This window comes from Microbacterium sp. NPDC089695, from assembly GCF_044749085.1.
GTDB lineage: Bacteria > Actinomycetota > Actinomycetes > Actinomycetales > Microbacteriaceae > Microbacterium.
Window position 1 is genome coordinate 846,064 of record NZ_JBIVHG010000001.1, and the last position, 20,849, is coordinate 866,912.

Annotated in this window: 21 protein-coding genes; 6 read left to right on the forward strand and 15 right to left on the reverse strand. The window is 70.3% G+C overall.

Annotated features, from left to right (window positions below):
- Window positions 1–9: 9 nt before the first annotated feature.
- The 3 genes from rpsR to rpsF are packed head-to-tail and all read right to left on the reverse strand — an operon-like array spanning window position 10 to window position 1,191.
- Window positions 10–264, reverse strand: coding sequence for a 30S ribosomal protein S18 (gene rpsR, locus ACIPYT_RS04225; RefSeq protein WP_017203799.1), 255 nt, complete (start codon window positions 262–264; stop codon window positions 10–12).
- A gap of 49 nt (window positions 265–313) precedes the next feature.
- A complete protein-coding gene (locus ACIPYT_RS04230; RefSeq protein ID WP_401070946.1) occupies window positions 314–817 on the reverse strand; it encodes a single-stranded DNA-binding protein in 504 nt (167 codons plus the stop codon).
- A 5-nt stretch (window positions 818–822) separates the two neighbouring features.
- Window positions 823–1,191, reverse strand: coding sequence for a 30S ribosomal protein S6 (rpsF, locus tag ACIPYT_RS04235; protein WP_401070947.1), 369 nt, complete (start codon window positions 1,189–1,191; stop codon window positions 823–825).
- Window positions 1,192–1,414: 223 nt separating this feature from the next.
- Between rpsF and ACIPYT_RS04240 the strand changes: the two genes are divergently transcribed.
- Window positions 1,415–2,113 carry a hypothetical protein gene (locus tag ACIPYT_RS04240; protein ID WP_401070949.1) on the forward strand — a complete coding sequence of 233 codons (699 nt, stop codon included), beginning with the start codon at window positions 1,415–1,417 and terminating at the stop codon, window positions 2,111–2,113.
- Between the two features lie 166 nt (window positions 2,114–2,279).
- Here the strand turns inward: ACIPYT_RS04240 and ACIPYT_RS04245 are convergent, their stop codons facing one another.
- The 5 genes from ACIPYT_RS04245 to ACIPYT_RS04265 all read right to left on the reverse strand — a co-directional run bounded on the left by ACIPYT_RS04245 (window position 2,280) and on the right by ACIPYT_RS04265 (window position 6,466).
- Entirely contained in the window at window positions 2,280–3,041 is a 762-nt protein-coding gene (locus ACIPYT_RS04245; protein WP_401070950.1) for a FecCD family ABC transporter permease, read from the reverse strand.
- Window positions 2,996–3,310, reverse strand: a complete 315-nt coding sequence (locus tag ACIPYT_RS04250; RefSeq protein WP_401070952.1) for an iron chelate uptake ABC transporter family permease subunit — start codon at window positions 3,308–3,310, stop codon at window positions 2,996–2,998. The genes ACIPYT_RS04245 and ACIPYT_RS04250 overlap by 46 nt, the downstream gene beginning before the upstream one ends.
- On the reverse strand, window positions 3,307–4,338 hold the full coding sequence (locus tag ACIPYT_RS04255) for a FecCD family ABC transporter permease (RefSeq protein WP_401070954.1): 1,032 nt from the start codon (window positions 4,336–4,338) through the stop codon (window positions 3,307–3,309). The genes ACIPYT_RS04250 and ACIPYT_RS04255 overlap by 4 nt, the downstream gene beginning before the upstream one ends.
- Entirely contained in the window at window positions 4,335–5,381 is a 1,047-nt protein-coding gene (locus tag ACIPYT_RS04260; protein ID WP_401070956.1) for an iron-siderophore ABC transporter substrate-binding protein, read from the reverse strand. Before ACIPYT_RS04260 ends, ACIPYT_RS04255 begins: the two co-directional genes overlap by 4 nt.
- Before the next feature lie 71 nt (window positions 5,382–5,452).
- The gene (locus tag ACIPYT_RS04265; RefSeq protein WP_401070957.1) at window positions 5,453–6,466 is read right to left on the reverse strand and encodes a hypothetical protein; all 1,014 of its coding nucleotides are present in this window, start codon (window positions 6,464–6,466) and stop codon (window positions 5,453–5,455) included.
- A gap of 93 nt (window positions 6,467–6,559) precedes the next feature.
- Here ACIPYT_RS04265 and ACIPYT_RS04270 point away from each other — a divergent pair, with 93 nt between their 5' ends.
- Together ACIPYT_RS04270 and ACIPYT_RS04275 are read left to right on the forward strand one after the other, a co-directional pair.
- Entirely contained in the window at window positions 6,560–7,546 is a 987-nt protein-coding gene (locus tag ACIPYT_RS04270; protein WP_401070959.1) for a hypothetical protein, read from the forward strand.
- Window positions 7,547–7,582: 36 nt separating this feature from the next.
- Window positions 7,583–8,413 carry a zinc-ribbon domain-containing protein gene (locus ACIPYT_RS04275; protein ID WP_401070961.1) on the forward strand — a complete coding sequence of 277 codons (831 nt, stop codon included), beginning with the start codon at window positions 7,583–7,585 and terminating at the stop codon, window positions 8,411–8,413.
- Window positions 8,414–8,702: 289 nt separating this feature from the next.
- On the opposite strand, the gene ACIPYT_RS04280 is transcribed toward ACIPYT_RS04275, so the two are convergent.
- Window positions 8,703–9,998 (reverse strand): glycosyltransferase, encoded by a 1,296-nt coding sequence (locus ACIPYT_RS04280; RefSeq protein ID WP_401070963.1) that lies wholly within the window; start codon window positions 9,996–9,998, stop codon window positions 8,703–8,705.
- Between the two features lie 63 nt (window positions 9,999–10,061).
- On the opposite strand from ACIPYT_RS04280, the gene ACIPYT_RS04285 reads away from it, so the two are divergent.
- Window positions 10,062–10,724, forward strand: a complete 663-nt coding sequence (locus tag ACIPYT_RS04285; protein ID WP_401070964.1) for a TetR/AcrR family transcriptional regulator — start codon at window positions 10,062–10,064, stop codon at window positions 10,722–10,724.
- Here the strand turns inward: ACIPYT_RS04285 and ACIPYT_RS04290 are convergent.
- On the reverse strand, window positions 10,691–11,437 hold the full coding sequence (locus tag ACIPYT_RS04290; protein WP_401070966.1) for a 3-hydroxybutyrate dehydrogenase: 747 nt from the start codon (window positions 11,435–11,437) through the stop codon (window positions 10,691–10,693). The two genes, ACIPYT_RS04285 and ACIPYT_RS04290, sit on opposite strands and share 34 nt — an antisense overlap.
- A gap of 17 nt (window positions 11,438–11,454) precedes the next feature.
- Window positions 11,455–12,837, reverse strand: coding sequence for an MFS transporter (locus ACIPYT_RS04295; RefSeq protein ID WP_401070968.1), 1,383 nt, complete (start codon window positions 12,835–12,837; stop codon window positions 11,455–11,457).
- 105 nt (window positions 12,838–12,942) lie between these two features.
- Between ACIPYT_RS04295 and ACIPYT_RS04300 the strand changes: the two genes are divergently transcribed.
- The gene (locus ACIPYT_RS04300) at window positions 12,943–13,857 is read left to right on the forward strand and encodes a LysR family transcriptional regulator (protein ID WP_401070970.1); all 915 of its coding nucleotides are present in this window, start codon (window positions 12,943–12,945) and stop codon (window positions 13,855–13,857) included.
- Here ACIPYT_RS04300 and ACIPYT_RS04305 read toward each other — a convergent pair.
- The 4 genes from ACIPYT_RS04305 to ACIPYT_RS04320 form a co-directional block, all read right to left on the reverse strand.
- Window positions 13,847–14,239, reverse strand: a complete 393-nt coding sequence (locus tag ACIPYT_RS04305) for a DUF779 domain-containing protein (protein WP_401070972.1) — start codon at window positions 14,237–14,239, stop codon at window positions 13,847–13,849. The two genes, ACIPYT_RS04300 and ACIPYT_RS04305, sit on opposite strands and share 11 nt — an antisense overlap.
- Window positions 14,239–15,801, reverse strand: coding sequence for an aldehyde dehydrogenase family protein (locus tag ACIPYT_RS04310; RefSeq protein ID WP_401070974.1), 1,563 nt, complete (start codon window positions 15,799–15,801; stop codon window positions 14,239–14,241). The genes ACIPYT_RS04305 and ACIPYT_RS04310 overlap by 1 nt, the downstream gene beginning before the upstream one ends.
- Window positions 15,802–16,022: 221 nt before the next feature.
- Window positions 16,023–17,345, reverse strand: coding sequence for a GAF domain-containing protein (locus tag ACIPYT_RS04315; protein WP_401070976.1), 1,323 nt, complete (start codon window positions 17,343–17,345; stop codon window positions 16,023–16,025).
- A 194-nt stretch (window positions 17,346–17,539) separates the two neighbouring features.
- The gene (locus ACIPYT_RS04320; RefSeq protein ID WP_401070978.1) at window positions 17,540–18,982 is read right to left on the reverse strand and encodes a CCA tRNA nucleotidyltransferase; all 1,443 of its coding nucleotides are present in this window, start codon (window positions 18,980–18,982) and stop codon (window positions 17,540–17,542) included.
- A gap of 108 nt (window positions 18,983–19,090) precedes the next feature.
- Between ACIPYT_RS04320 and ACIPYT_RS04325 the strand changes: the two genes are divergently transcribed.
- Window positions 19,091–20,845 (forward strand): alkaline phosphatase family protein, encoded by a 1,755-nt coding sequence (locus ACIPYT_RS04325; protein WP_401070980.1) that lies wholly within the window; start codon window positions 19,091–19,093, stop codon window positions 20,843–20,845.
- The last annotated feature ends 4 nt before the right edge of the window (window positions 20,846–20,849 follow it).

Genomic DNA, 20,849 nt, shown 5'->3' on the forward strand with positions numbered 1-20,849 from the left:
CGCTACCCCTTACCGGCCTGCGCCAGCGTAGGGCAGGAGCGCCATCTCGCGTGCGTTCTTGATCGCGGTGGCGATCAGACGCTGCTCCTGCACCGAGACACCGGTGATACGACGGGCACGGATCTTGCCGCGCTCCGAGACGAACTTGCGAAGGGTCGCGACATCCTTGTAGTCGATGACTCCGACCCGGATCGACTTCGCGGGAGCGGCGTTCTTCGCGCCCTTCCGCGGCTTGCGGCGGTCGCCGCTCGACTTTCCAGCCATTGTTTTTCCTTAGTTATGAGACGGATGCCGGAGCATCCGGAGATCTGATTCAGAAGGGGGTGTCGTCGCCGAAGCTGCCCGGAGTGCTCCAGGCGTCGGCGCTGGTCGACGAGCCGGGCGTGGACCACGGCTCCTCCGACACCTGCTGCTGCTGAGCGGGACGGGACTGACCGCCCCCGCCGCCGTTCGACGCCGCCCGGGTGACCTGCGCGGTCGCGTACCGGAGCGAGGGGCCGATCTCGTCGACCTCCAGCTCGATCGCGGTGCGCTGGTTGCCCTCGCGGTCCTGGTAGGAGCGCTGACGCAGACGGCCCTGCGCGATGACGCGCATGCCCTTGGTCAGCGAGCCCGCCACGTGCTCGGCGAACTCGCGCCAGACCGACGCGCGGAGGAACAGCGCTTCGCCGTCCTTCCACTCGTTGGCGGCGCGGTCGAAGTTCCGAGGCGTCGAAGCGATGGTGAAGTTCGCCACCGGCAGTCCGTTCTGCGTGTACCGCAGCTCGGGGTCGGCCGTGAGGTTTCCCACCACGGTGATGACTGTTTCGCCGGCCATCGGACTCAGGCCTTCGCAGCCTTGGCGGCCTTGCGGGCAGCCTTCTCTTCGGAGCGCTTGGCCTCAGACGCGATCATCGCCTGAGCCTCTTCCGAGCGGAGGACCTTGGTGCGCATGATCTGCTCGTTCAGCTTGAGCTGACGGTCGAGCTCCTGCGTGGCCTCGCTGGTCGCGGTGAAGTTGACGACGGCGTAGATGCCCTCGCTCTTCTTCTGGATCTCGTACGCCAGGCGGCGCTTGCCCCAGATGTCGACCTTGTCGATCGATCCGCCATCGTTGGTGATGACCTTGAGGAACTTGTCGAGCGTAGGAGCGACCTGGCGCTCGTCGACCTCGGGGGTCAGAATGACCATGAGTTCGTACTGGTGCGTCACTTACCCACCTCCTTCGGACTAGAACGGCTCTCGGGGCTTTCCCGGGAGCAGGAGGGTGTGTGCACGTCGTCCGCCCGAGCATCCGAGTGGATGCCGGAGGGCAGACAACCTGGACAGTCTAGCGGAGATTCCTCTGCTCTGTTGTCGGGCGTGTCCGCGGGGCCTGGCATGCTTGTCGGGTGCGCGGTGATCGCCGCTCACACGACCGAAGGGGGAAATGCGCATGCGCGTCACCAAGATCGGCGCCGGGATCGTCCTGGCCGCCGCCATCCTGCTCACCGGCTGTTCCGCTCCGGCCGCCGAGGAGACCGCGGACGAGACGTCCGCGACCGCCGAGGCCACCGAGGCTCCGACGACCGACTGCCCCGAGCTCACCGAGGGTGCGACCGTCGACGGCACCGCCCTGGGCGAATGCATCACCGAGGCCATGACCGACTCGGCCGGCTACGCCGCGAAGATGACGGTGCTCGGCATGGAGACCACCGCGCAGTACGACCCGGCCACCGAGTCGGTCGCGTGGTCGACGCCCATGGGATCGGTCGTCGTGATCGGCGGGGACGCCTGGGTCAAGTCGTCGACGAGCGAGTGGCAGGTCGCCGACCCGGAGTCGTCCGACCCGATCGTCGCCGGCCTGAGCCAGGCCGCCGCCACCGCGAACGACGCCGACCCGGCCGTCGCGGCAGCCGCGCTCTCGGGCGAGTTCACGGTCACCGGCATGGGCTCGCGCCTGGGCCAGGACGTGTACATCCTGACCGGCACCGCCGAGCAGGAGGGCGTCTCGGTCGAGATGACCTACGAGATCACGGCCGACTACGTCGTGCTCGCGACCACCGGCGCCACCGAGGCAGCCGGTCAGTCGATCGAGACCTCGCTCGAGATCACCGAGTGGGACGTCAAGCAGGAGATCGTCGCACCGGTCTGATCCGGAAGGCGATGGGGAGGGCCGGGGCGATGCGCCCCGGCCCTCCGTGCGTCCGGAGTGTGCCTTTCTCGGCGCGGGCGGGCGCAGGAGATCTCACGGTATGAAGGAGCATCCGGCCGATCTCGTCCTTCGCAGCGCGTGATCTCCTGCGCAGCGTCGGGCGAACCTACACGCGCCGCCGCGCCGTGCGGATCACGAGGTAGATGAGGTAGACGCCGCCCAGCACCAGGGTCACGACGCCCACGGGCAGTGCGTGCTTCGGCACCGCGTTCTGCCCGATGATGTCGGCGAGCGAGAGCAGGGTCGCGCCCATCAGTGCCGTCGCGACGAGGTGCGCCGTGCCGTTCTTCACGATCAGTCGCGCGAGATGCGGCGCGGCGAGCGCGATGAACGCGATGGGTCCGGCCACGGCCGTGACCACGCCGGTGAGTCCCACGGCGACCGCGACCAGCGCCGCCTTCGTCAGCCCCATCCGGCCGCCGAGGCTCGTGCCGAGGTCGTCTCCGAGCTGGATCAGCCAGAGGCCGCGCCGCGCGCACGCCAGCAGTGCCATCAGCGCCAGCACCACGATCATCGGCAGCAGCGCCTGCGTCCACCCGACGCCGTTCAGCGACCCCGCGCCCCAGATCGCCGCGGAGATCGCGACCTCCAGGCGGGCTCTCAGCAGCATCCAGGCGTTGAGCGCCGCGAGCACGGCACTGACCCCGATGCCGACGATGACGATGCGGTAACCGAGCGCACCGCGTCCGGCGACGAGCAGCGCGACCAGCCCCGCGGTCGCGAAGCCGCCGAGGATCGCCCCGATCGCCACGCTGAACTGCGAGCCGCCACCGGTCGTGATGACCACGAGAGCGCCCGTGTACGCACCGGTCGTGAGGCCGATCACATCGGGACTGCCCAGCGGGTTGCGGGTGATGGTCTGGAACACCACGCCAGGGCGGCGCCGAAGACCACGGCGGCGAGCGCCCGAGGCATCCGCCAGTCGACCACGACCATGCGCACGCCGCCGCGCGTCTCGAACAGCGCCTGCACGACGCGGAACGGCGAGAGCACCGTGTCGCCGATCGACAGGCTCGCGAGGAACGACGCGAGCAGCGCGACGACGAGAAGCGTCATCGCGATGCGGCCCCGGCGGTCGAGCGGGCGGCGGGCGCGGCGGATGACGTCGCGGGCGGCAACGCGGATGTCGGCGCTCACAGCTGCACCGGGTTCTTCCTGCGCCCGATCACGATGAGGAACGGCGCGGCGACGAACGCCATCACGATGCCGACCGGCACCTCCTGGGGCGCGATGATCACACGGCCGACGACGTCGCCGAGCACGACGACGATCGCCCCGATCACCGCCGCGAGCGGAACGACGGCCTTCTGCGAGCCGCCGACGAACCCGCGGGCGATGTGCGGCGCCGCGAGGCCGAGGAAGGCTACCGGGCCGGCCAGCGCGGTGGCGGTGCCCGCGAGCAGCGTCACCGCGGCGACGGCCGCCGTGCGCAGCGGGCCGATCTTCACGCCGAGCGCGGCGGCGGTGTCGTCGCCCAGGGCCAGCACGTCGAGGCTGCGCGTCATGAGCAGAGCGATGACGAGCCCGACCGCGATCGCCGGCCCCGCGACGGCGAGGAGTTCGAGGTCGCGCCCGGCAAGGGCTCCGGACTCCCAACTGCGCATCTGCAGGAACGCGGTCGGGTTGAGCAGCACGAGTGCGGTGGTGAGGCCGCCGAGCACGGCTGCGAGCGCGACGCCCGAGAGCACCAGGGTGACGGGGCTGCCCCCGCCGGCCGCGCCGAGCAGCACGACGCCGATCGTGGCGACGAGGGCCCCGATGAGCGCGAACAGCATGAGCTGCGGGAAGTCGGCGACCCCGAAGGCCGCGACGGCGATCGCGACGGCGACGGATGCTCCGGCGTTGACGCCGAGGATGCCGGGGTCGGCGAGCGCGTTGCGGGTGAGCGCCTGCATGACGGCGCCGGCCGCACCGAGCGCGAGCCCCACCACGAGGCCGAGCGCCGTGCGGGGGATCCGCGATTCGCGGACGACGAGCTGCAGGTCGCTGCCGTCGAACCGGGCGATCGCGTCGATCACGGTGCCGACGCCGATCATCTTCGTGCCGACCGTGAGGCCGATCACGACCGTCACGGCGAGCGCGAGGGTCGTCAGCACGACGACGAGCGCGATCCGCCCGGCGGACTGCCGGCGCGGATCGCGTGTCGTCGGTGCGGTCGCGGTCACTCCGCGGTGCGCGCCGGCCCGTCGCCCGCGACCGCCATGCTGAGGGCGGGCACGAGGGAGTCGAGCACGTAGGGCAGGCTCAGCGGCGACGTGAAGTAGATCGCGCCGGCGGTGACGCCGTCGGTGTACACGACAGAGCCGCTCTGCATGGCGCGGAGCGCGGTCACGAAGGCCTCGCCCTCGAGCGCGGTGACGTCCTCTTCCTTCTCGGTGCCCCAGATGAGCACGTCGGCGGCGTTCAGCACGTCGAGGTTCTCGACGGGGATGTACGCCTGGCCGCCGCCCGACTCGTCCTCCGGCGCATAGGCGTCGATGTCGGCGGGGATCGTGAAGCCGAGGTCGGTGAGGAAGTCGGTGCTCAGGCCGTCCTGGTAGGCGATGGCCGACCCGTCGTAGATCGCGTTCTGCAGGAACACGGCGGGCGTCCCGGCGAACTCGGGGTGGTCGGCGGCGACATCCGCGAACCGCGCCTCGATGCCGTCGACGAGGCCCTGCGCCTCCGCTTCGAGGCCGACGGCCTTGCCGATCTGCAGGGTCTGCACGTCCCACGGCTCGAAGTACATGGAGTAGTCGCCAGAGTGCGCGACGGTCGGCGCGATCTCGGAGAGACGGTCGAAGTCCTCCTCCGTCATCCCCGCGTTGGTGCCGATGATGAGGTCGGGCTCGAGCAGCGCGATCGCCTCGAAGTCGAGGCCGTCGCTCGTGGTGAGCACCTCGGGCTCGGAGTCGCCGCGGGCCTCGTCGGCCCACGGCCAGGAGGCGAAGTCGTAGCCGCCGTACCACTCGGTGACGCCGACGGGCTTCACGCCGAGGGCCCACAGGGTGTCCTGCTCGGTGTAGCCGACCGAGACGACGCGCGCGGGCTGCTCGTCGATCGTGGTCTCGCCGTAGGCGTGCTCGACCGTGACGGGGAACGCGTCGGCGGCGACCTCGGGCAGGTCGGCGTCGCCGCCGTCGCTCGTGGGGCTGCAGGCGGTGAGAGCGGCCGCCGTCGCGACGGCGGCGAGGAGGGCGGCGAAGGCCCGGGTACGGGTGCGGGGCATGGCGGAACCTGTCGGTCTGAGATAAGGGTTGCCTAAGCTTATCCAGCGCCCGGTCGGTCCTGCCACCCACGTCACTCGAGGTCGAGACGCAGCAGCCCGGGGAGGTGCGCCGTCTGCGCACGCAGCGTGACGAGCAGGTCGGCGTAGTCGGGCGTCGTCTGCACGCGCGACGACCCGAGCACCATCGTGCGCGACCGCCCGGCCGCGCGCTCGATCTTCATGCGCCTGACCGGGTAGCCGGTCGGCGTCAGCCAGATGCGCGTGAGCTGCGCGAACGGCACGTCCTCCGCGTCGAGGCGCAGGCCCTGCGTGCTCACGCCGATGCGCGCGGGGATCGCTCGGAGCACGCGCCACCGCTGCAGCGCACCGATCAGGAGTCCGATCCCGGCGACGCCCGCGAACGGGACGATCAGCACCAGCGCCGACAGCTCGCCGTCGAGGAATCCGGGGGTGAAGGCGAGCGCCACCACGCCGAGCGCCGCGACCAGCGAGATCGCCGCCCCGACGGTGAGCCCGATGGCGAAACCGCGCTCCTTCGACGCATCGACGGTGAACGAGGTCGGCAGATGAGCACGAGCGCGGGCCGCCTCGACCGGGTCGGCGACCGGAGGCGCGTCGATCGGGTTCAGCACGGCCATGAGCTCGTTGACGTCGGCGCGCGTGAAACCGTGCAGCTCGACGGTGATCTCGCGATCGCCGCTGTAGACGAGGAGCGCGCGGGTGACGCCGCTACGCAGTCCGTTGGTGCGGTGCTCGGTGATCTTCGGCCGGAACGCCGTGGTCGACCGGTCGAAGATCTCGCGGTTGCCGCCGCGGCCGATCTCGACCTGGGTCGGATGCACGGCGATGCGCACGTTGCGGAACCAGAAGATGCTGAGCCACACGGCCGCGGTGAGGGCGACGGCCACGACCAGCACGATGATCCCCCGCGTCTCGACGTCCATCCGCCGGGGCAGGAACCGCGGCAGGATGAACAGCGCCGCTGCGCTCAGCACGACCGTGAGCACGATCGCGCTCACGACCGCGCGCACCGGATGACGGCGGAAGACCCGTCCGCTCGACGCCACCGAGACCCCATCGATCATGCGACTTCTCCCCCGCTCCGAGTTTCCTCTGGCACAGTAGCGGTCTTAGGGTCGTGGACGCACCCCTACGACCGTGGAGGTACCGTGGGTCGCATGCAGTGGATCTCCGACCCCTCCACCGGCGAGTGGCTGCGCGAACGTCTCGACGACCCGTGGAACGCCTCGATGCACAGCGTCGTGCCGCGCGGGTACCCCGCGTACGCGCGCATCCTGCATCCGGCGTTCGTGCGTTCGCTGCCCGATCGGCCGGTGCCGTCGCCCGACGAATGGGTGCAGATGCCGCTCGCCGAGCAGAACCGTCTGATCGAGCTGTTCCACGACGAACCGGCGACCTGGGCCTCGACGGCCGCCGCCTTCGGCACCGAGGTGCATCCCCTCGCGCAATGGCAACGTCTCGTGCGCACTCCCACCGACGGCGACTGGCGCACCCGCATCGCCCCCGACGGGCGCGAGTTCACGGCGCCCATGGAGGGCGAGCTCGCCCCCGAGGTGGTCGCGACGATCGCCCGGCACCTGGTCGCGCACACGACCACACCGGATGCCGGCGTCGCAGCGCTCTGGGAGGGATTCGGCGGCCTCCTCGGTCACCTCGGGCACACCCCGTCCCGAGCCTTTCTCACGTTCGGCGACGGCAACGGCGACGACCCGAACCACCAGGCGATGCTCGACCGCAGCGTGCACGACCCGCTCAACAACGCGTTCCGGAAGCCCACCTGGCAGGAGGGCATCCTGTCGCGCGAGATCTCGGAGGGTCCACGGCTCGAATTCGAGGGCCGCGCGTACGTGCTGTTCTCGGCATCCGCACGCGAGCTCGCGGACGCCGACTGGGTGCTCGACGCCCCCTGGCGCGACCGGCCGGGCGAGGAGCGCGGCTTCCCGCCGAGCGCGCAGAGCCCGAACATCCTCTGGCCCGAGGATCGCTCATGGGTCATGGTGAGCGAGATCGACTTCGACTCGACCGTCATCGCCGGGTCCGGCGAGATGGTCGCCGCGCTGTGCGCCGATCCGGCGATCGAGGCCCTGCCGCTGCGCGAGGGCGCCGACCTGCACTGGGACGCCGACGACGTCAACCGCGGCTGATCGGCCCGTGTCGGTGGCCGACGCTACTGTCGCCGCATGGCGGAGCCGGTGCAGCAGTGGTGGGCGCGGAGACAGTTCTCCCGCGGCCTCGACGTGCCGTACCCCGTGGGGTCGTTCCGCACGGGGTGGGCGGCCTACCCCGAGCTGATCCGCCAGTACCACCCCGAGCTCAATCACGGGGTGGCGTTGTCGCAGATCCCCCTCGCCGCCGATGTGCTGCTGTGCTGGGAGTGCGGGGTGGGCCACCGCTTCGCCGCGACGCCCTCCGAGCAGCGGGAACGTCCCGGTCGTGTGCGGCGACGGTCGGCGTGGTGCCCCGAGTGCTCGACGCTCGCTCGACCGCAGCCCGTGATCCTCGGTGAGGCGAGGGCGATCCCCCGGTCGCCCCGACGGCCGTCGCCGTCGCTCTGCACCAAGACTCCCGACCTCCCGACCGGCACGGCGTTCACGAGCGCGTGCGCTCCGGCACCGGCCTCGGCCGCCGAGGGGCGGCTGCGGGCGGAACTCGCGTCTCGCCTGCTGGTCGACGTCGCGTCGAACGCCGTGAAGGTCGCGCGGCCGTTCTTCCGTCATACCGAGGTGTGGCCCGACATCGTGCTGACCGAGCTGCGCATCGCCGTCGAGTACGACACGGTCGGTCGGCACGGACTCGAACACGTGGGGAAGCGCCAAGACGCCGATCTGCGCAAGGATCGCGCGCTGCGCGCAGCCGGCTGGGAGGTCGTCCGCATCCGCACCGGGAAGCTCGAACCGCTCGGGCCGCACGACCTGCAGATGTCGTCGGTCGGCACACGCGGCGTCATGAGACTGCTCGACGCGTTCCGCGGCATCCGCGGTGGCCTGCTGGTCGACGCCTATCTGCGTTGACGGCATGCGCCCGAGGTGTGGGGGTGGGTGCTGTTGGGGATCAGCTGCCCACCCCATCCCCCCTCGGGATCAGAAGAAGATCTGACTCTCCCTCCGCAGGACGGTCGAACCGTCCACCACGCGTGGTCAGCTGGGGACTGACGGATCAACGCGTATACGGCAATGGTATACCGGCGAACGTTGCAGAGAATTGCGCCGACTGATCTCGTTCTTTCATCATGTGAACCGGTTCGAATCTCACACCCACGCAACCGATTTCACGGAGACATTCGTGCATTCGGCCGGATTCTCAGGTCCGCACCCTCGCGCGTCGCTCGTCGTCAAGCACGCGGTCGATCGTGCGCCAGGCGTCCGACGCGCTCATCGCGGCGCCGATCCGTTCGGCGTTGCGTCGGTACGCCACGTCGGCGAGGACACGACGTACCGCGCCTCCCACCTGGGCCGCGGTCGGCGTGCTCGTGCGCAGATTGACGCCGGCGCCGCTCCACCCGACCCGCGCGGACACCTCGACCTTGTCTTCGGTCTGTCCGGCGACGACGAGCGGCACCCCGTGCGCGAGTGCCTGCTGCACGCCGCCGTACCCGCCGTTCGTGACGAGCACGTCGACGCGCGGCAGCAGCCGGTCGTACGGCAGGTACTCCGCCACGCGCACGTTGCGAGGCAGGTCGGTCCCCAGCGCGTCGACCGGCCGCCCACCGGTCGACACCACCACGAGCACATCGGCGTCGGCGAGCGCGGTGATCGTCGGCTCCACGAGCTGCGAGAAGTCGGCGTTCGCCACCGTGCCCTGCGTGACGTGCACGATCGGGCGCCCTCCGTCGAGCTCTGCCCACCAAGCCGGGAGCTCCTGGGCGGACGCCGACACGGGAAGCGGCCCGGCGAAGCGCACCGTGTCGGGAAGATCGGAGCGCGGATACTCGAACTCGGGCACGGTGAACTGGACGTAGGCGTCGGCCCGCCCGGCCCAGTCGAGGACGAAGCCGCCGAGGTCGCGCCCGATCACTCGGCGCGCCATCTCGTCGGCCTCACGCTGCACCCCGCCGAAGATCGCCTTCTCCGCGACCGTGCGCAGCACCGCGTTTCGCACGCGGCCGAGCGGTCCCGGCATCGGCGTGATGCCGAGACCGAAGGGGGCGACGTCGCGACTGCGCGCGCCGAGCGGGAAGATGCCCAGCACGACGACCGGCGGCCGCTCGGCCCGCGGCAGGAGTTGCAGCAGTGCGGCGCCGATGAACAGCGGCTCGGTGAGCACGGCGTCGACCGGCGTCGCGGCGAGCTCGGCCCTGATCGCCTCGAACTGACCGGCGGCGGGGCGGATGAAGAGCGTGCTCATGTCGAAGCGCAGGGCGGCGGCGCCCGTGAGTCCTGCGCGCTCGGGGAACGACGCCGTCGGGTCGTCGAGATCGACGTCCGCGTCGTCGGGGAGCGCGATGAATCGTGCACCTGCCGCTCGGACGCGCTCGGCGTAGCGCGGGCTGGTGAGCACCGCGACGCTGTCGCCGCGGGCGACGAGATGACTCGCGACCTGCAGCAGCGGCACGACGTGGCCGTGCGCAGGCGTGCACGTGATGAGGTAGCTCGACATGGCGGCTCTTTCCGTAGGATCGAATGTACTTGTGAAGTATTCATCACCACGTGAGGAAAGTCAATGCCTTCGGAGACCCCGCGCGCCTATCGATCCGAGCTGCGGGCGCGGCAGGCGCGGGAGACCCGCGCGCGAGTCATCGCGGCATCCGCCCGCCTGTTCGCGACGCACGGCTACCAGTCGACGACGATCGCCGCGATCGGGCGTGACGCCGGTGTGTCCACCGAGACCGTCAAGACGACGGCATCCAAGGCCGAACTGCTGCTCGCGGCGTTCGAGGTCACGTTCTCGGGATCCGAGGCCGCCGACTCCCTCACCGACACCGAGGTGGGATCGGGCATCCTCGAGGTCGCCGACGAGGAGTTCCTCGACGCCGTCGTGGCGCAGATCACCACCGCGAACGCCCGCGGGCACGCGTTGTGGACGGTGCTGCTCGGCGCCGCCCTCTCCGACCCGGTCGTGGACCACGCGCTGCAGGGGATCCTCGCGCATCGTCGTGCCGACCTGTCGCGACTGGTCGACGAGCTCGCACGCCGCGGGCTCGCACGCGACCTGCCCGATCGGGACGCCGCGGCCGCGGCCGTCTCGTTCCTCATCTCCCCCGAGAGCTACCAGCAGCTCGTGACCCAGTCGGGGTGGAGCGACGATCGCTACCGGGCGTGGCTGCGCACCGCGATCCTCGCCGAGGTCGGTCAGCGGGCCGACCAGCCGCCGTCCATGGTGTGACTCGCGCCGGTGATCATGCCGGCGCCGTCACCCGCCAGCCAGACGGCGAGCGCCGCGACCTCCGCGGGCTCGACCAGCCGCTTGATCGCCGACTCGGTGAGCAGCACCTTCTCGAGCACCTCGCTCTCGGGGATGCCGTGGGCACGCGCCTGATCGGCGATCTGCCGATCGACGAGGGGGGTGCGCACATACCCCGGGTTGATGCAGTTGCTCGTCACGCCGTGCGCTGCACCCTCGAGCGCCGTGACCTTCGACAGACCCTCGAGGCCGTGCTTCGCCGCGACGTACGCGGACTTGAACGGCGAAGCGCGCAGGCCGTGCACGCTCGAGATGTTGACGACGCGGCCGAACCCGCGCTCGTACATCCCCGGCAGGGCCGCACGGATCAGCAGGAAGGGCGCCTCGAGCATGAGGCGCAGCAGCAGCGAGAAGCGCTCGGGGTCGAAGTCCTCGATCGGGCTGACGTGCTGCACGCCGGCGTTGTTCACCAGGATGTCGGCGTCGAGCCGCACCGCGGCGAGCGCGGCGACGTCGGAGAGATCGACGTGCCAGGCCTCTCCCCCGATCTCGGCGGCGAGAGCCTCGGCGGGGTCACGGTCGATGTCGGCGACCGTCACGTGCGCGCCCGCCGCCGCGAAGGCGCGTGCGCACGCCGCGCCGATGCCGCTCGCGCCGCCGGTCACGAGGGCGCGTCGGCCCTGCAGATCCGTCATCTCGTGCTCCTCCTCGATCAGGCCGCGGCCGTGCGCGCGGCGTCCATGCGCGCCGCATCCGCATCGTCGATCTCCTGCAGCGAGATGCCCGTGGTCTCCCGCAGCGACAGCACGGCGACCGTCGTGATCGCGCACGCGATCACGATGTAGATCGCGATCGGCAGCCAGGAGCCGAAGTCGCGCAGCCACTGGATGGCGAGGATCGGCGCCAGGGATCCGGCGAGGATCGCGGTCACCTGGGAGCCGAGCGAGACGCCGGAGTACCGCATCCGCGTGGGGAAGAGCTCGGCCATCACGGCGGGCTGCGGCGCGTACATGAACGCGTGGAAGCAGAGCCCGATCGTGACCGCCAGGACGATCATGACGGGGTTGAGCGTGTCGAACATGGGGAAGGCGAAGAACGCCCAGGTGGCGCTGAGGATCGCGCCGGTCAGGTACACGGGCTTGCGTCCCCAGCGGTCGGCGAGGCGGCCGAGCTGCGGGATCACCGCGAAGTGCACGACGTGCGCGATGAGCAGGGCCAGCAGCAGCTGGCTCGTGTCGTACTCGTGCACGGTCTTGAGGTAGACGATCGTGAAGCTCACCACGATGTAGTAGACGATGTTCTCGGCGAACCGGAGTCCCATGGCCTGCACGATGCCGACCGGGTAGCGGCGCAGCACCTCGCCGACACCGTACGAGACCGCCTTCTCGGCCTCGACCTGCGCTTTGGCCTCGAGGAAGATCGGGGCCTCCTCGACGTTGCGGCGGATGTAGTAGCCGACCAGCACGATCACGGCCGAGAGCCAGAACGCGATACGCCAGCCCCACTCGAGGAACGCCTCCGAGCTCATGGCCCAGGAGCTGACGAGGAGCACGAGGGTGGCGAGCAGGTTGCCGACCGGCACGGCCGCCTGCGGCCAGCTCGACCAGAAGGCGCGGGTGCGATCGGGGCTCTGCTCGGCCACGAGGAGCACGGCACCGCCCCACTCCCCGCCGACCGCGAAGCCCTGGATGAAGCGCAGCGCCACCAGCATCGCCGGAGCCCAGTAGCCGATGCTCTGGAACCCGGGGAGGCAGCCCATCAGGAACGTCGCGGCGCCGACGATGACGATCGTGGCCTGCAGGGTGGGCTTGCGACCGAAGCGGTCGCCGATCTGACCGAAGACGATTCCGCCCAGCGGGCGCGCGATGAAGCCCACCGCGTAGGTGACGAACGCGGCGATGATGCCGTCGAGCGGGGAACCGGTCGTGGGGAAGAAGTATGTGCCGAAGACGAGGCTCGCGGCGGTCGCGTACAGGAAGAACTCGTACCACTCCACGACCGTTCCGGCCATGGATGCCGCAACGACGCGCTTGAGCTTCGAGGTCGACGTGGGGGCGGGTGACGCGGCGCGAGCCGCGGGAGTCGAGGATGTCATGTCTCTCCTTCGGGTGTCGCCGGTGACACCCACCCATCCAGTGTTGGCCACGAGAGTGACTGCAACAATGCCCAGGGTCGCACACACGGTGTGCATAATTGCAGAATGGATGCCGCAAAGCAGCCCCGCGCCGACGATCTGCTCGTGCTCCTGGCCGTGGCCCGCACCGGGCGCTACACGAGCGCGGCGACCCATCTCGGCCTCGACCACACCACGGTCGCACGACGCATCGCCGCGCTCGAAGACGCCCTGGGCGGGCGAGTCGTCGCGCAGTCGTCGGCCGGGTGGGAGCTCACCGATCTCGGTCGGGCCGCGGCGGAGACCGGCGGTCGCATCGAGTCGGCACTGTCGCAGCTCGCCGACGGCGCGGACGAGGCCCCCGATCCGGTCGCCGGCGTGGTGCGCATGTCGGCCACCGACGGGTTCAGTGCATACATCGCCGCTCCGGCGATCGCCGAGCTCCGCATCGCCCACCCGCGACTCACGGTCGAGATCGTCGCGGCGACCCGGCGAGCCGCGGAGCACCGCGCCGGTCTCGATCTGGAGGTCGTGGTGGGGGCGCCGCAGACCCGCCGGGCGCACGCCGTCGAGCTCGGCGACTACACGCTCGGCATGTACGCCTCGCGGGCCTACCTCGACCGCACCGGCATCCCCTCGTCGCGGGAGGAGCTCGAGCAGCACCGCCTGGTGTACTTCGTCGACTCCATGCTGCAGGTCGACGCGCTCGACCTCCCCCGCCGCCTGGTGCCCGGCATGCAGGACGGCCTCACCTCGACCAACGTGTTCGTGCACGTCGAGGCGACCCGCGCGGGCGCCGGGATCGGGCTGCTCCCGTGCTTCGCGGCCGATCGGCACGACGACCTCGTGCGCCTGCTCCCCGCCGAGTTCTCCGAGAAGCTGCCGTACTACATGGTCGCCCGGCCCGAGTCGCTGCGTCTGCCGGCCGTCGCCGCCCTCGCCGAGGCGCTCCGCGCCCGCACCCGCGCCTCCGCCGCCATGCTCGACGGCGTCAGCCGCTGAGCTCGAAGTACGCAAGCTCCGCGTCGTTCAGCATCCGGGAGCGGATCAGGAACCGCATGCCGGTCGGCCCCTCGACCGAGAACCCTGCGCCCCGCCCCGGCACGACGTCGATGGTCAGGTGCGTGTACTTCCAGTACTCGAACTGCGACTCCGACATGTACACCTCGACGGGGGCGCCCAGTCCGACGTCGAGCTCGCCGAGACGCACATCGCTCGGCCCCGTCAGGAACATCCCGATCGGATAGCACATGGGCGACGACCCGTCGCAGCAGCCGCCGGACTGGTGGAACATGAGAGGTCCGTGCTGCGCCGTCAGGTCGCGGATCAGGGATGCCGCAGCATCCGTCACCGCGACCCGTCGGTGAGTACCGATGTCGACCATCAGAAGAAGCCCATCGGGCCCTCGGCGTACGAGACCAGGAGGTTCTTGGTCTGCTGGTAGTGATCGAGCATCATCTTGTGGTTCTCGCGGCCGACGCCCGACTGCTTGTACCCGCCGAACGCGGCGTGCGCGGGGTACTGGTGGTAGGTGTTGGTCCAGACGCGACCCGCTTCGATCGCGCGTCCGGCTCGGTACGCGGTGTCGCCGCTGCGGCTCCACACGCCGGCGCCGAGGCCGTACAGCGTGTCGTTCGCGATCGCGATCGCGTCGTCGTAGCTGTCGAACGAGGTCACCGAGAGCACCGGGCCGAAGATCTCCTCCTGGAAGATGCGCATGTCGTTCGTGCCCTCGAACACGGTCGGCGCGACGTAGTAGCCCTCGCTGAGGTCGCCGCCGAGGTCGACCCGCTCGCCGCCCGTGAGCAGTCGCGCGCCACCCTGCTTTCCGATGTCGATGTAGCTGAGGATCTTCTCCAGCTGGTCGTTCGACGCCTGCGCGCCGATCATGGTTGCAGGATCCAGCGGGTTGCCCTGCACGACCTTGCCGACCCGCTCCAGCCCGTCGGCGAGGAATCCGTCGTAGATCGACCGCTGGATCAGCGCGCGCGACGGGCACGTGCAGACCTCGCCCTGGTTGAGCGCGAACATCGTGAAGCCCTCGAGCGCCTTGTCGTAGAACGGGTCGCTCGTCGAACGGGCGACGTCCTCGAAGAACACGTTCGGGCTCTTGCCTCCGAGTTCCAGCGTGACCGGGATGAGGTTCTGCGAGGCGTACTGCATGATCAGACGCCCCGTCGTGGTCTCGCCCGTGAACGCGACCTTGCGGATGCGCTTGTGCTGCGCGAGCGGCGCGCCGGCTTCGATGCCGAAGCCGTTCACGATGTTCACGACGCCGGCAGGCAGCAGATCGCCGATGATCTCGAACAGGAACAGGAGGGATGCCGGAGTCTGCTCGGCCGGCTTGATGACGACGCAGTTGCCTGCGGCGAGCGCGGGCGCGAGCTTCCAGACCGCCATGAGGATCGGGAAGTTCCACGGGATGATCTGGCCGACCACGCCCAGCGGCTCGTGGAAGTGGTACGCCACCGTGTTCTCGTCGAGCTGGCTGATGCCGCCCTCCTGCGCCCGGAGGACGCCGGCGAAGTAGCGGAAGTGATCGATCGCGAGCGGGATGTCGGCGGCCAGCGTCTCGCGCACGGGCTTGCCGTTCTCCCACGTCTCCGCGACGGCGATGCGCTCGAGGTTCTGCTCGATGCGGTCGGCGATCCGGTTGAGGATGACCGAGCGCTCGGCCGGGCTCGTCTTGCCCCAGGTCTGGAACGCCTTCCAGGCGACGTCGACCGCACGGTCGATGTCCTCGACCGTGCCGCGTCCGACCTCGGTGAAGGGCTTGCCGTTGATCGGGCTGACGTTCTCGAAGTACTGGCCCTTGACGGGTTCGACGAACTCGCCGCCGATGTAGTGGCCGTAGCGCGGGCGGTAGTCGGCGAGGGATCCTCGCTGGCCCGGGGCGGCGTAGGCCGAGGATGCGGGGGCGGACACGTCTTCTTCGACGATGGTCATCGGTGACTCCTTCGACGGGCCGCGGCTCCGATGCCCTGCGGCTGTTGCTCCGACGCTAGGTCGCCGAGGGTTGCGCCCCGATGCGCAACGTTGCAGGAGGTTGCGGGGTGCGTCGGCGTGCCCGCGCGGCTGGCGATACCCCGGACGGCGGGACGTTCCCCGGCATGTCGTCCGCCGTCCGGGGATGCTCCAGCCGGGTGAACCTCGGCCGGGTGAAACCGTCAGCCGCGCTCGAGGCGTTCGATGCGGGTGACCAGACCCGCGCGTTTCGGTGAGCGCGCCGGCAGCATCTCCAGCGCGAGGCGGAGGGCCTCGGCATCCGTCTGTCCCTCGGGGATCTCGGCGTAGGCGAGCAGCACGTCGAGGCTCGCCTCCGACAGCATGACCTCGCGGAGTGCGCCGCGCACCGAGTCGCGGAAGTCTTCGACCCCCGGCGAGGTCGACTCGGGCAGCACCGGTCCGCGGTAGGCGGTGAGCGCGACGCGGTGCGCACCGCGGTCGAGCAGCGACAGCACGTCGTGCGCGTCGGTCTCGAGCGGCACCGCGAGCCGGTACGGCCGCGACTCGGGGACGAGGCTGGGCGCGTGCTTCTCGAGCACCTTGCGCAGACGCACCATCTCGGGGCGCAACGTGTCGGGCGAGGCGTCGGGGCCGTACACGAGCTCGCTCAGCCGCTCGGCCGACAGCCCCTGCCGGTGCACGGCCAGCATCAGCAGGATCGCCGCGTGCCGGGCACTGAGCTCGATGACCGACTCCTCCAACTCGGTCTCGGTCTCGAGGCGCGCACGGTCGCGACCCAGCACGTGCAGGGTCGCCCTCGTCGTGGGCTTCGCGCGTGGGGTGACGGATGCCAGGCGCTGCGCCTCCGACCGCTGACGCAACCGGGCGACCAGCAACTCGGACTCCACGGCGCGGGCCGTCGCGTCGACGAGCAGCCGCGCCTGCGTCGTGACGACCTCGTCGCCACCGGTGATGTCGATCACCCCGAGCACGCGCTTCGTCTCCGGGTCGCGCACCGGAGCCGCCGTGCACGACCAGGGATGCACGAGGCGGTTGTAGTGCTCGGCGCCGCGGATCTGCACCGACTGCCCGAGGGTCAGCGCTGTGCCCGGAGCGCTCGTGCCGACGGCATCCTCGGCCCAGTTCGCTCCCGCGATGAAACCCATCCCCTCTGTGAGCGACTGCAGCTGGCGGTCGCCTTCGATCCACAGCAGCCGACCGGCCTGATCGCCGACCGCGATGACGACCCCCGACTCCTCGGGCGACCCGGGCAGCAGGAGCGCGCGGATCATGTCCATCGCCGACGCCAAGGGGTGTGCGCGACGGTACTCCTCGAGCTCCTCGCTCATCAGGTCGATCGTCGGCGCGCCCTCGGGGCCGACCCGACCGCGCCACGACCGCACCCACGACTCCCGCACCAGCGGTCGCACCGACTGCAGCCGCTTGTCGTCGAGGTTGCCGGCGATGAGCTCCTCGTGCGCACGCTCGATGAGCAGCCGGGAGGCCTCCGGCCCCTCACGTGACGCCTGCCACGACGCAACCACAGCGTCTCCCATCGTCGTCGGTGGAGCGTCATCCCAGTGTAGGAGCCGGATGCCGTCGGCGATAGGCGTCGGTGTCGATCCCCGTCGCCGCGCAGAGGCAGGTCGAGACGGCGGATGCAGGCCGGATCAGCCGGTCTCGGCATCCATCTGCGGTTCCGGCATGCAGGTGAGCGGTCCTGCCCTCCGAGGCGGGGTCAGCCGCGGGCGGCCCACCAGTCGCGCAGGCGCTGCTCGGCGGCATCCGTGCCGATCACGCCCTCGTCGAGACGCACCTCGAGCAGGAACCGGTATGCCTCGCCGACCTCGCGGCCGGGACGGATGCCGAGCACCTCCTGGATGCGGTTGCCGTCGAGCTCCGGGCGGATCGAGTCGAGCTCCTCCTGCTCGCGCAGCGCCGTGATGCGCGACTCGATGTCGTCGTAGGCGGCGGCGAGTCGCTGCGACTTGCGCTTGTTGCGGGTGGTCACGTCGGCGCGCGTGAGGATGTGCAGGCGTTCGAGCTCGTCACCGGCATCCCGCACGTACCGCCGCACGGCCGAGTCGGTCCACGCGCCCTCGCTGTAGCCGAAGAAGCGCAGGTGCAGCTCGATCAGGGTCGCCACCGAGTCGGTCGTCGCGGTGTCGAAGCGGAGCGCCTGCATGCGCTTGCGGGCCATCCGCGAGCCGACCACATCGTGGTGGTGGAACGTGACGGCGCCGCCGTCTTCGAGCTTGCGTGTGCGGGGCTTGCCGATGTCGTGCAGCAGTGCGGCCAGACGCAGCGCGACGTCGGGCTTCTCACCCGGATGCCGTGATTTCTCGAGTTCGATCGCCTGGCGCAGCACCGTGAGCGAGTGCTCGTAGACGTCCTTGTGGTGGTGGTGCTCGTCGACCTCGAGGCGCAGCGCGCTGACCTCGGGCAGGAACTCGTCGATCAGCCCGGTGTCGACCAGCACCCGGATGCCGTGCACGGGGTCATCGGTCTGCAGCAGCCGCACGAGCTCGGACTGGATGCGCTCGGGGCTCACGATCTCGAGCGTGCCCCGCAGGTTCGTGATCGCGTCGGTCGTGTCGTCGTCGATACGGAAGCCGAGCTGGGCGCTGAAGCGCGCAGCGCGCAGCATCCGCAGCGGGTCGTCGCCGAACGAGACGGCGGGGTCGGTCGGGGTGCGGAGCACTCCCGCGACGAGGTCCTCCACGCCGCCGGTGGGGTCGATGAGCTTCACGGCCGGCACCTGCAACGCCATCGCGTTCACGCGGAAGTCGCGGCGCACGAGATCGGCGTCGATCGTGTCGCCGAACTCGACCGTGGGCTTGCGCGTGACCCCGTCGTAGCTGTCGGCGCGGTAGGTCGTGATCTCGACCTGCTCGGCGCCGCCGCCGGGCCGCTGCACCCGGGCGCCGATCGTGCCGAACGCACGGCCGATGTCCCACTGCGCGGTCGACACCGGCTTCACGATCCGGAGGATGTCGTCGGGCAGCGCGTTCGTCGTGAAGTCGAGGTCATTGGTGGGTCGACCCAGCAGCGCATCGCGCACGGGACCGCCGACCACGGCGAGGTCGAAGCCCGCCGCGTCGAACGCATCGGCGAGGGTTCGCACGACCGGATCCTCGGCGAGCGCGCCGAGACGGGCGAGGCCGTCGGCCATGTTGAGCATGGGTTCCAGCGTACCCGGGAGGCGAGGCGACGACCGATCCCGGCCCGGATCACGGCCCGCCGGAGACCCCGGTGCGGCCGTGTCGTCGAGGAGCCTAGGATCGGGCACATGACGCCTGACGAGAGCGTTCCTCGCGACACCTCGCGACGCGGGTTCCTGAAGATGGGCGGAGCCGCGATCGCCGGCGCCGTGGTGGGCGGTGCGGGTGGTGCGGCCATCGGCGCCTCCGTCGCCGGCGGCCAGCGCGACGGGTTCGCCGCGGAGCCCGATCCGTTCTCGGCGCTCACGCCTCGCAGCGAGCCCGGCTTCGACCACCTCGTCGTGCTGATGGGTGAGAACCGCTCGTTCGACAACCTGCTCGGCTACCTCTACACCCCCGAGACCCTTCCGAAGGGCGAGACCTTCGAGGGCCTGGCCTTCGGCACGCACCGCAACACGGCATCCGACGGCACGGTCGTCGACGCGCACGTGTACACGGGCGACACCGATCGCATCATGAGCTACCCCGACCCCGATCCGGGCGAGGAGTACCCGCACGTCAACACGCAGCTCTTCGGGACCGTCGATCCGAAGGGCAACGCCGACCTGTTCGCCGAGCAGATGACCGCGCCGTTCAACGCGCCGACGCACGGCGAGAAGGCGACGATGTCGGGCTTCCTCGAGGACTACATCATCAACGTCCGCCGCCTCCGCAAGGGCGAGCCGCCGGCCCCCGAGGAGGCCGCGCACATCATGGGCTCCTTCTCGCCCGAGATGCTGCCGGTGCTGTCGACCCTCGCGAGCGAGTTCGCGGTGTTCGACCACTGGTTCGCGGGCGTCCCCTCGCAGACCTTCTGCAACCGCTCGTTCTTCCACGCGTCGACCTCGCACGGCTTCGTGACCAATCAGGGCGGCGCCGGATTCGGCAAGTGGCTCTCGGCTCCCGCCGCGCCCACGGTGTTCAACCGGCTGGAGGACAAGAAGGTCAGCTGGAAGATCTACATCGACAAGCTGCAGCTCGTCTCGTACACCGGGATGCTGCACACGGCCGTGCTCGAGAAGTACTGGCGCACCGAGCACTTCGGCTTCATGGAGGACTTCTACGCCGAGGCGAAGGCGGGCACTCTGCCCGCCTATGCGTTCATCGAGCCCCGCATGGTCTACGACCACAACGACTTCCACCCGCCCTTCGGCGCGGCACGCGAGGGCGAGGTCGACGGGCGCGAGGTGTTCGACAGCGCGATCTCCGACGTGCGGGCCGGCGACCGGCTCGTGCACGACGTGTACGAGGCCGTGCGCACGAGCGCCTCGCCGAAGGGCTCGAACGCGGTCAACACCCTGCTGCTCATCACGTTCGACGAGCACGGCGGCACCTACGACCACGTGCCGCCGCCCGCCGCGACGAAGCCCACGAAAGACACGGGGCCGGGCGAGATGGACTTCACCTTCGATCGCCTCGGATGCCGGGTGCCGGCCATCGCGGTGTCGGCCTACACGCGTCGCAACACGATCATCCACGACGAGATGCACCACGGATCGGTGATCGCCACGCTCTCGCGCCTGCACGGTCTGCAGCCTCTCAACGACCGCGACCAGTCGGCGAACACGCTCGACAACGTCGTGAACCTCGACAAGCCCCGGCATCCGGCCGACTGGCCCGTCACGACGCCCGCGTACACGCCCCCGAACCCCGAGGAGAGCGCACCGAAGGACGGTGTCGAGGCGCAGATGAAGCCGCTCACGCCGCCCGCGCGGGGACTCCTCGGACTGCTGATCGCCAAGTACGGACGCCCCGACGAGCCCGAACCGCAGACGTTCGCCGATGCCTACCGCCTACTGCACGAGCACGGCGAGGAGCTCTTCGGCCCGCCGAAGGGCTCCTGACGCC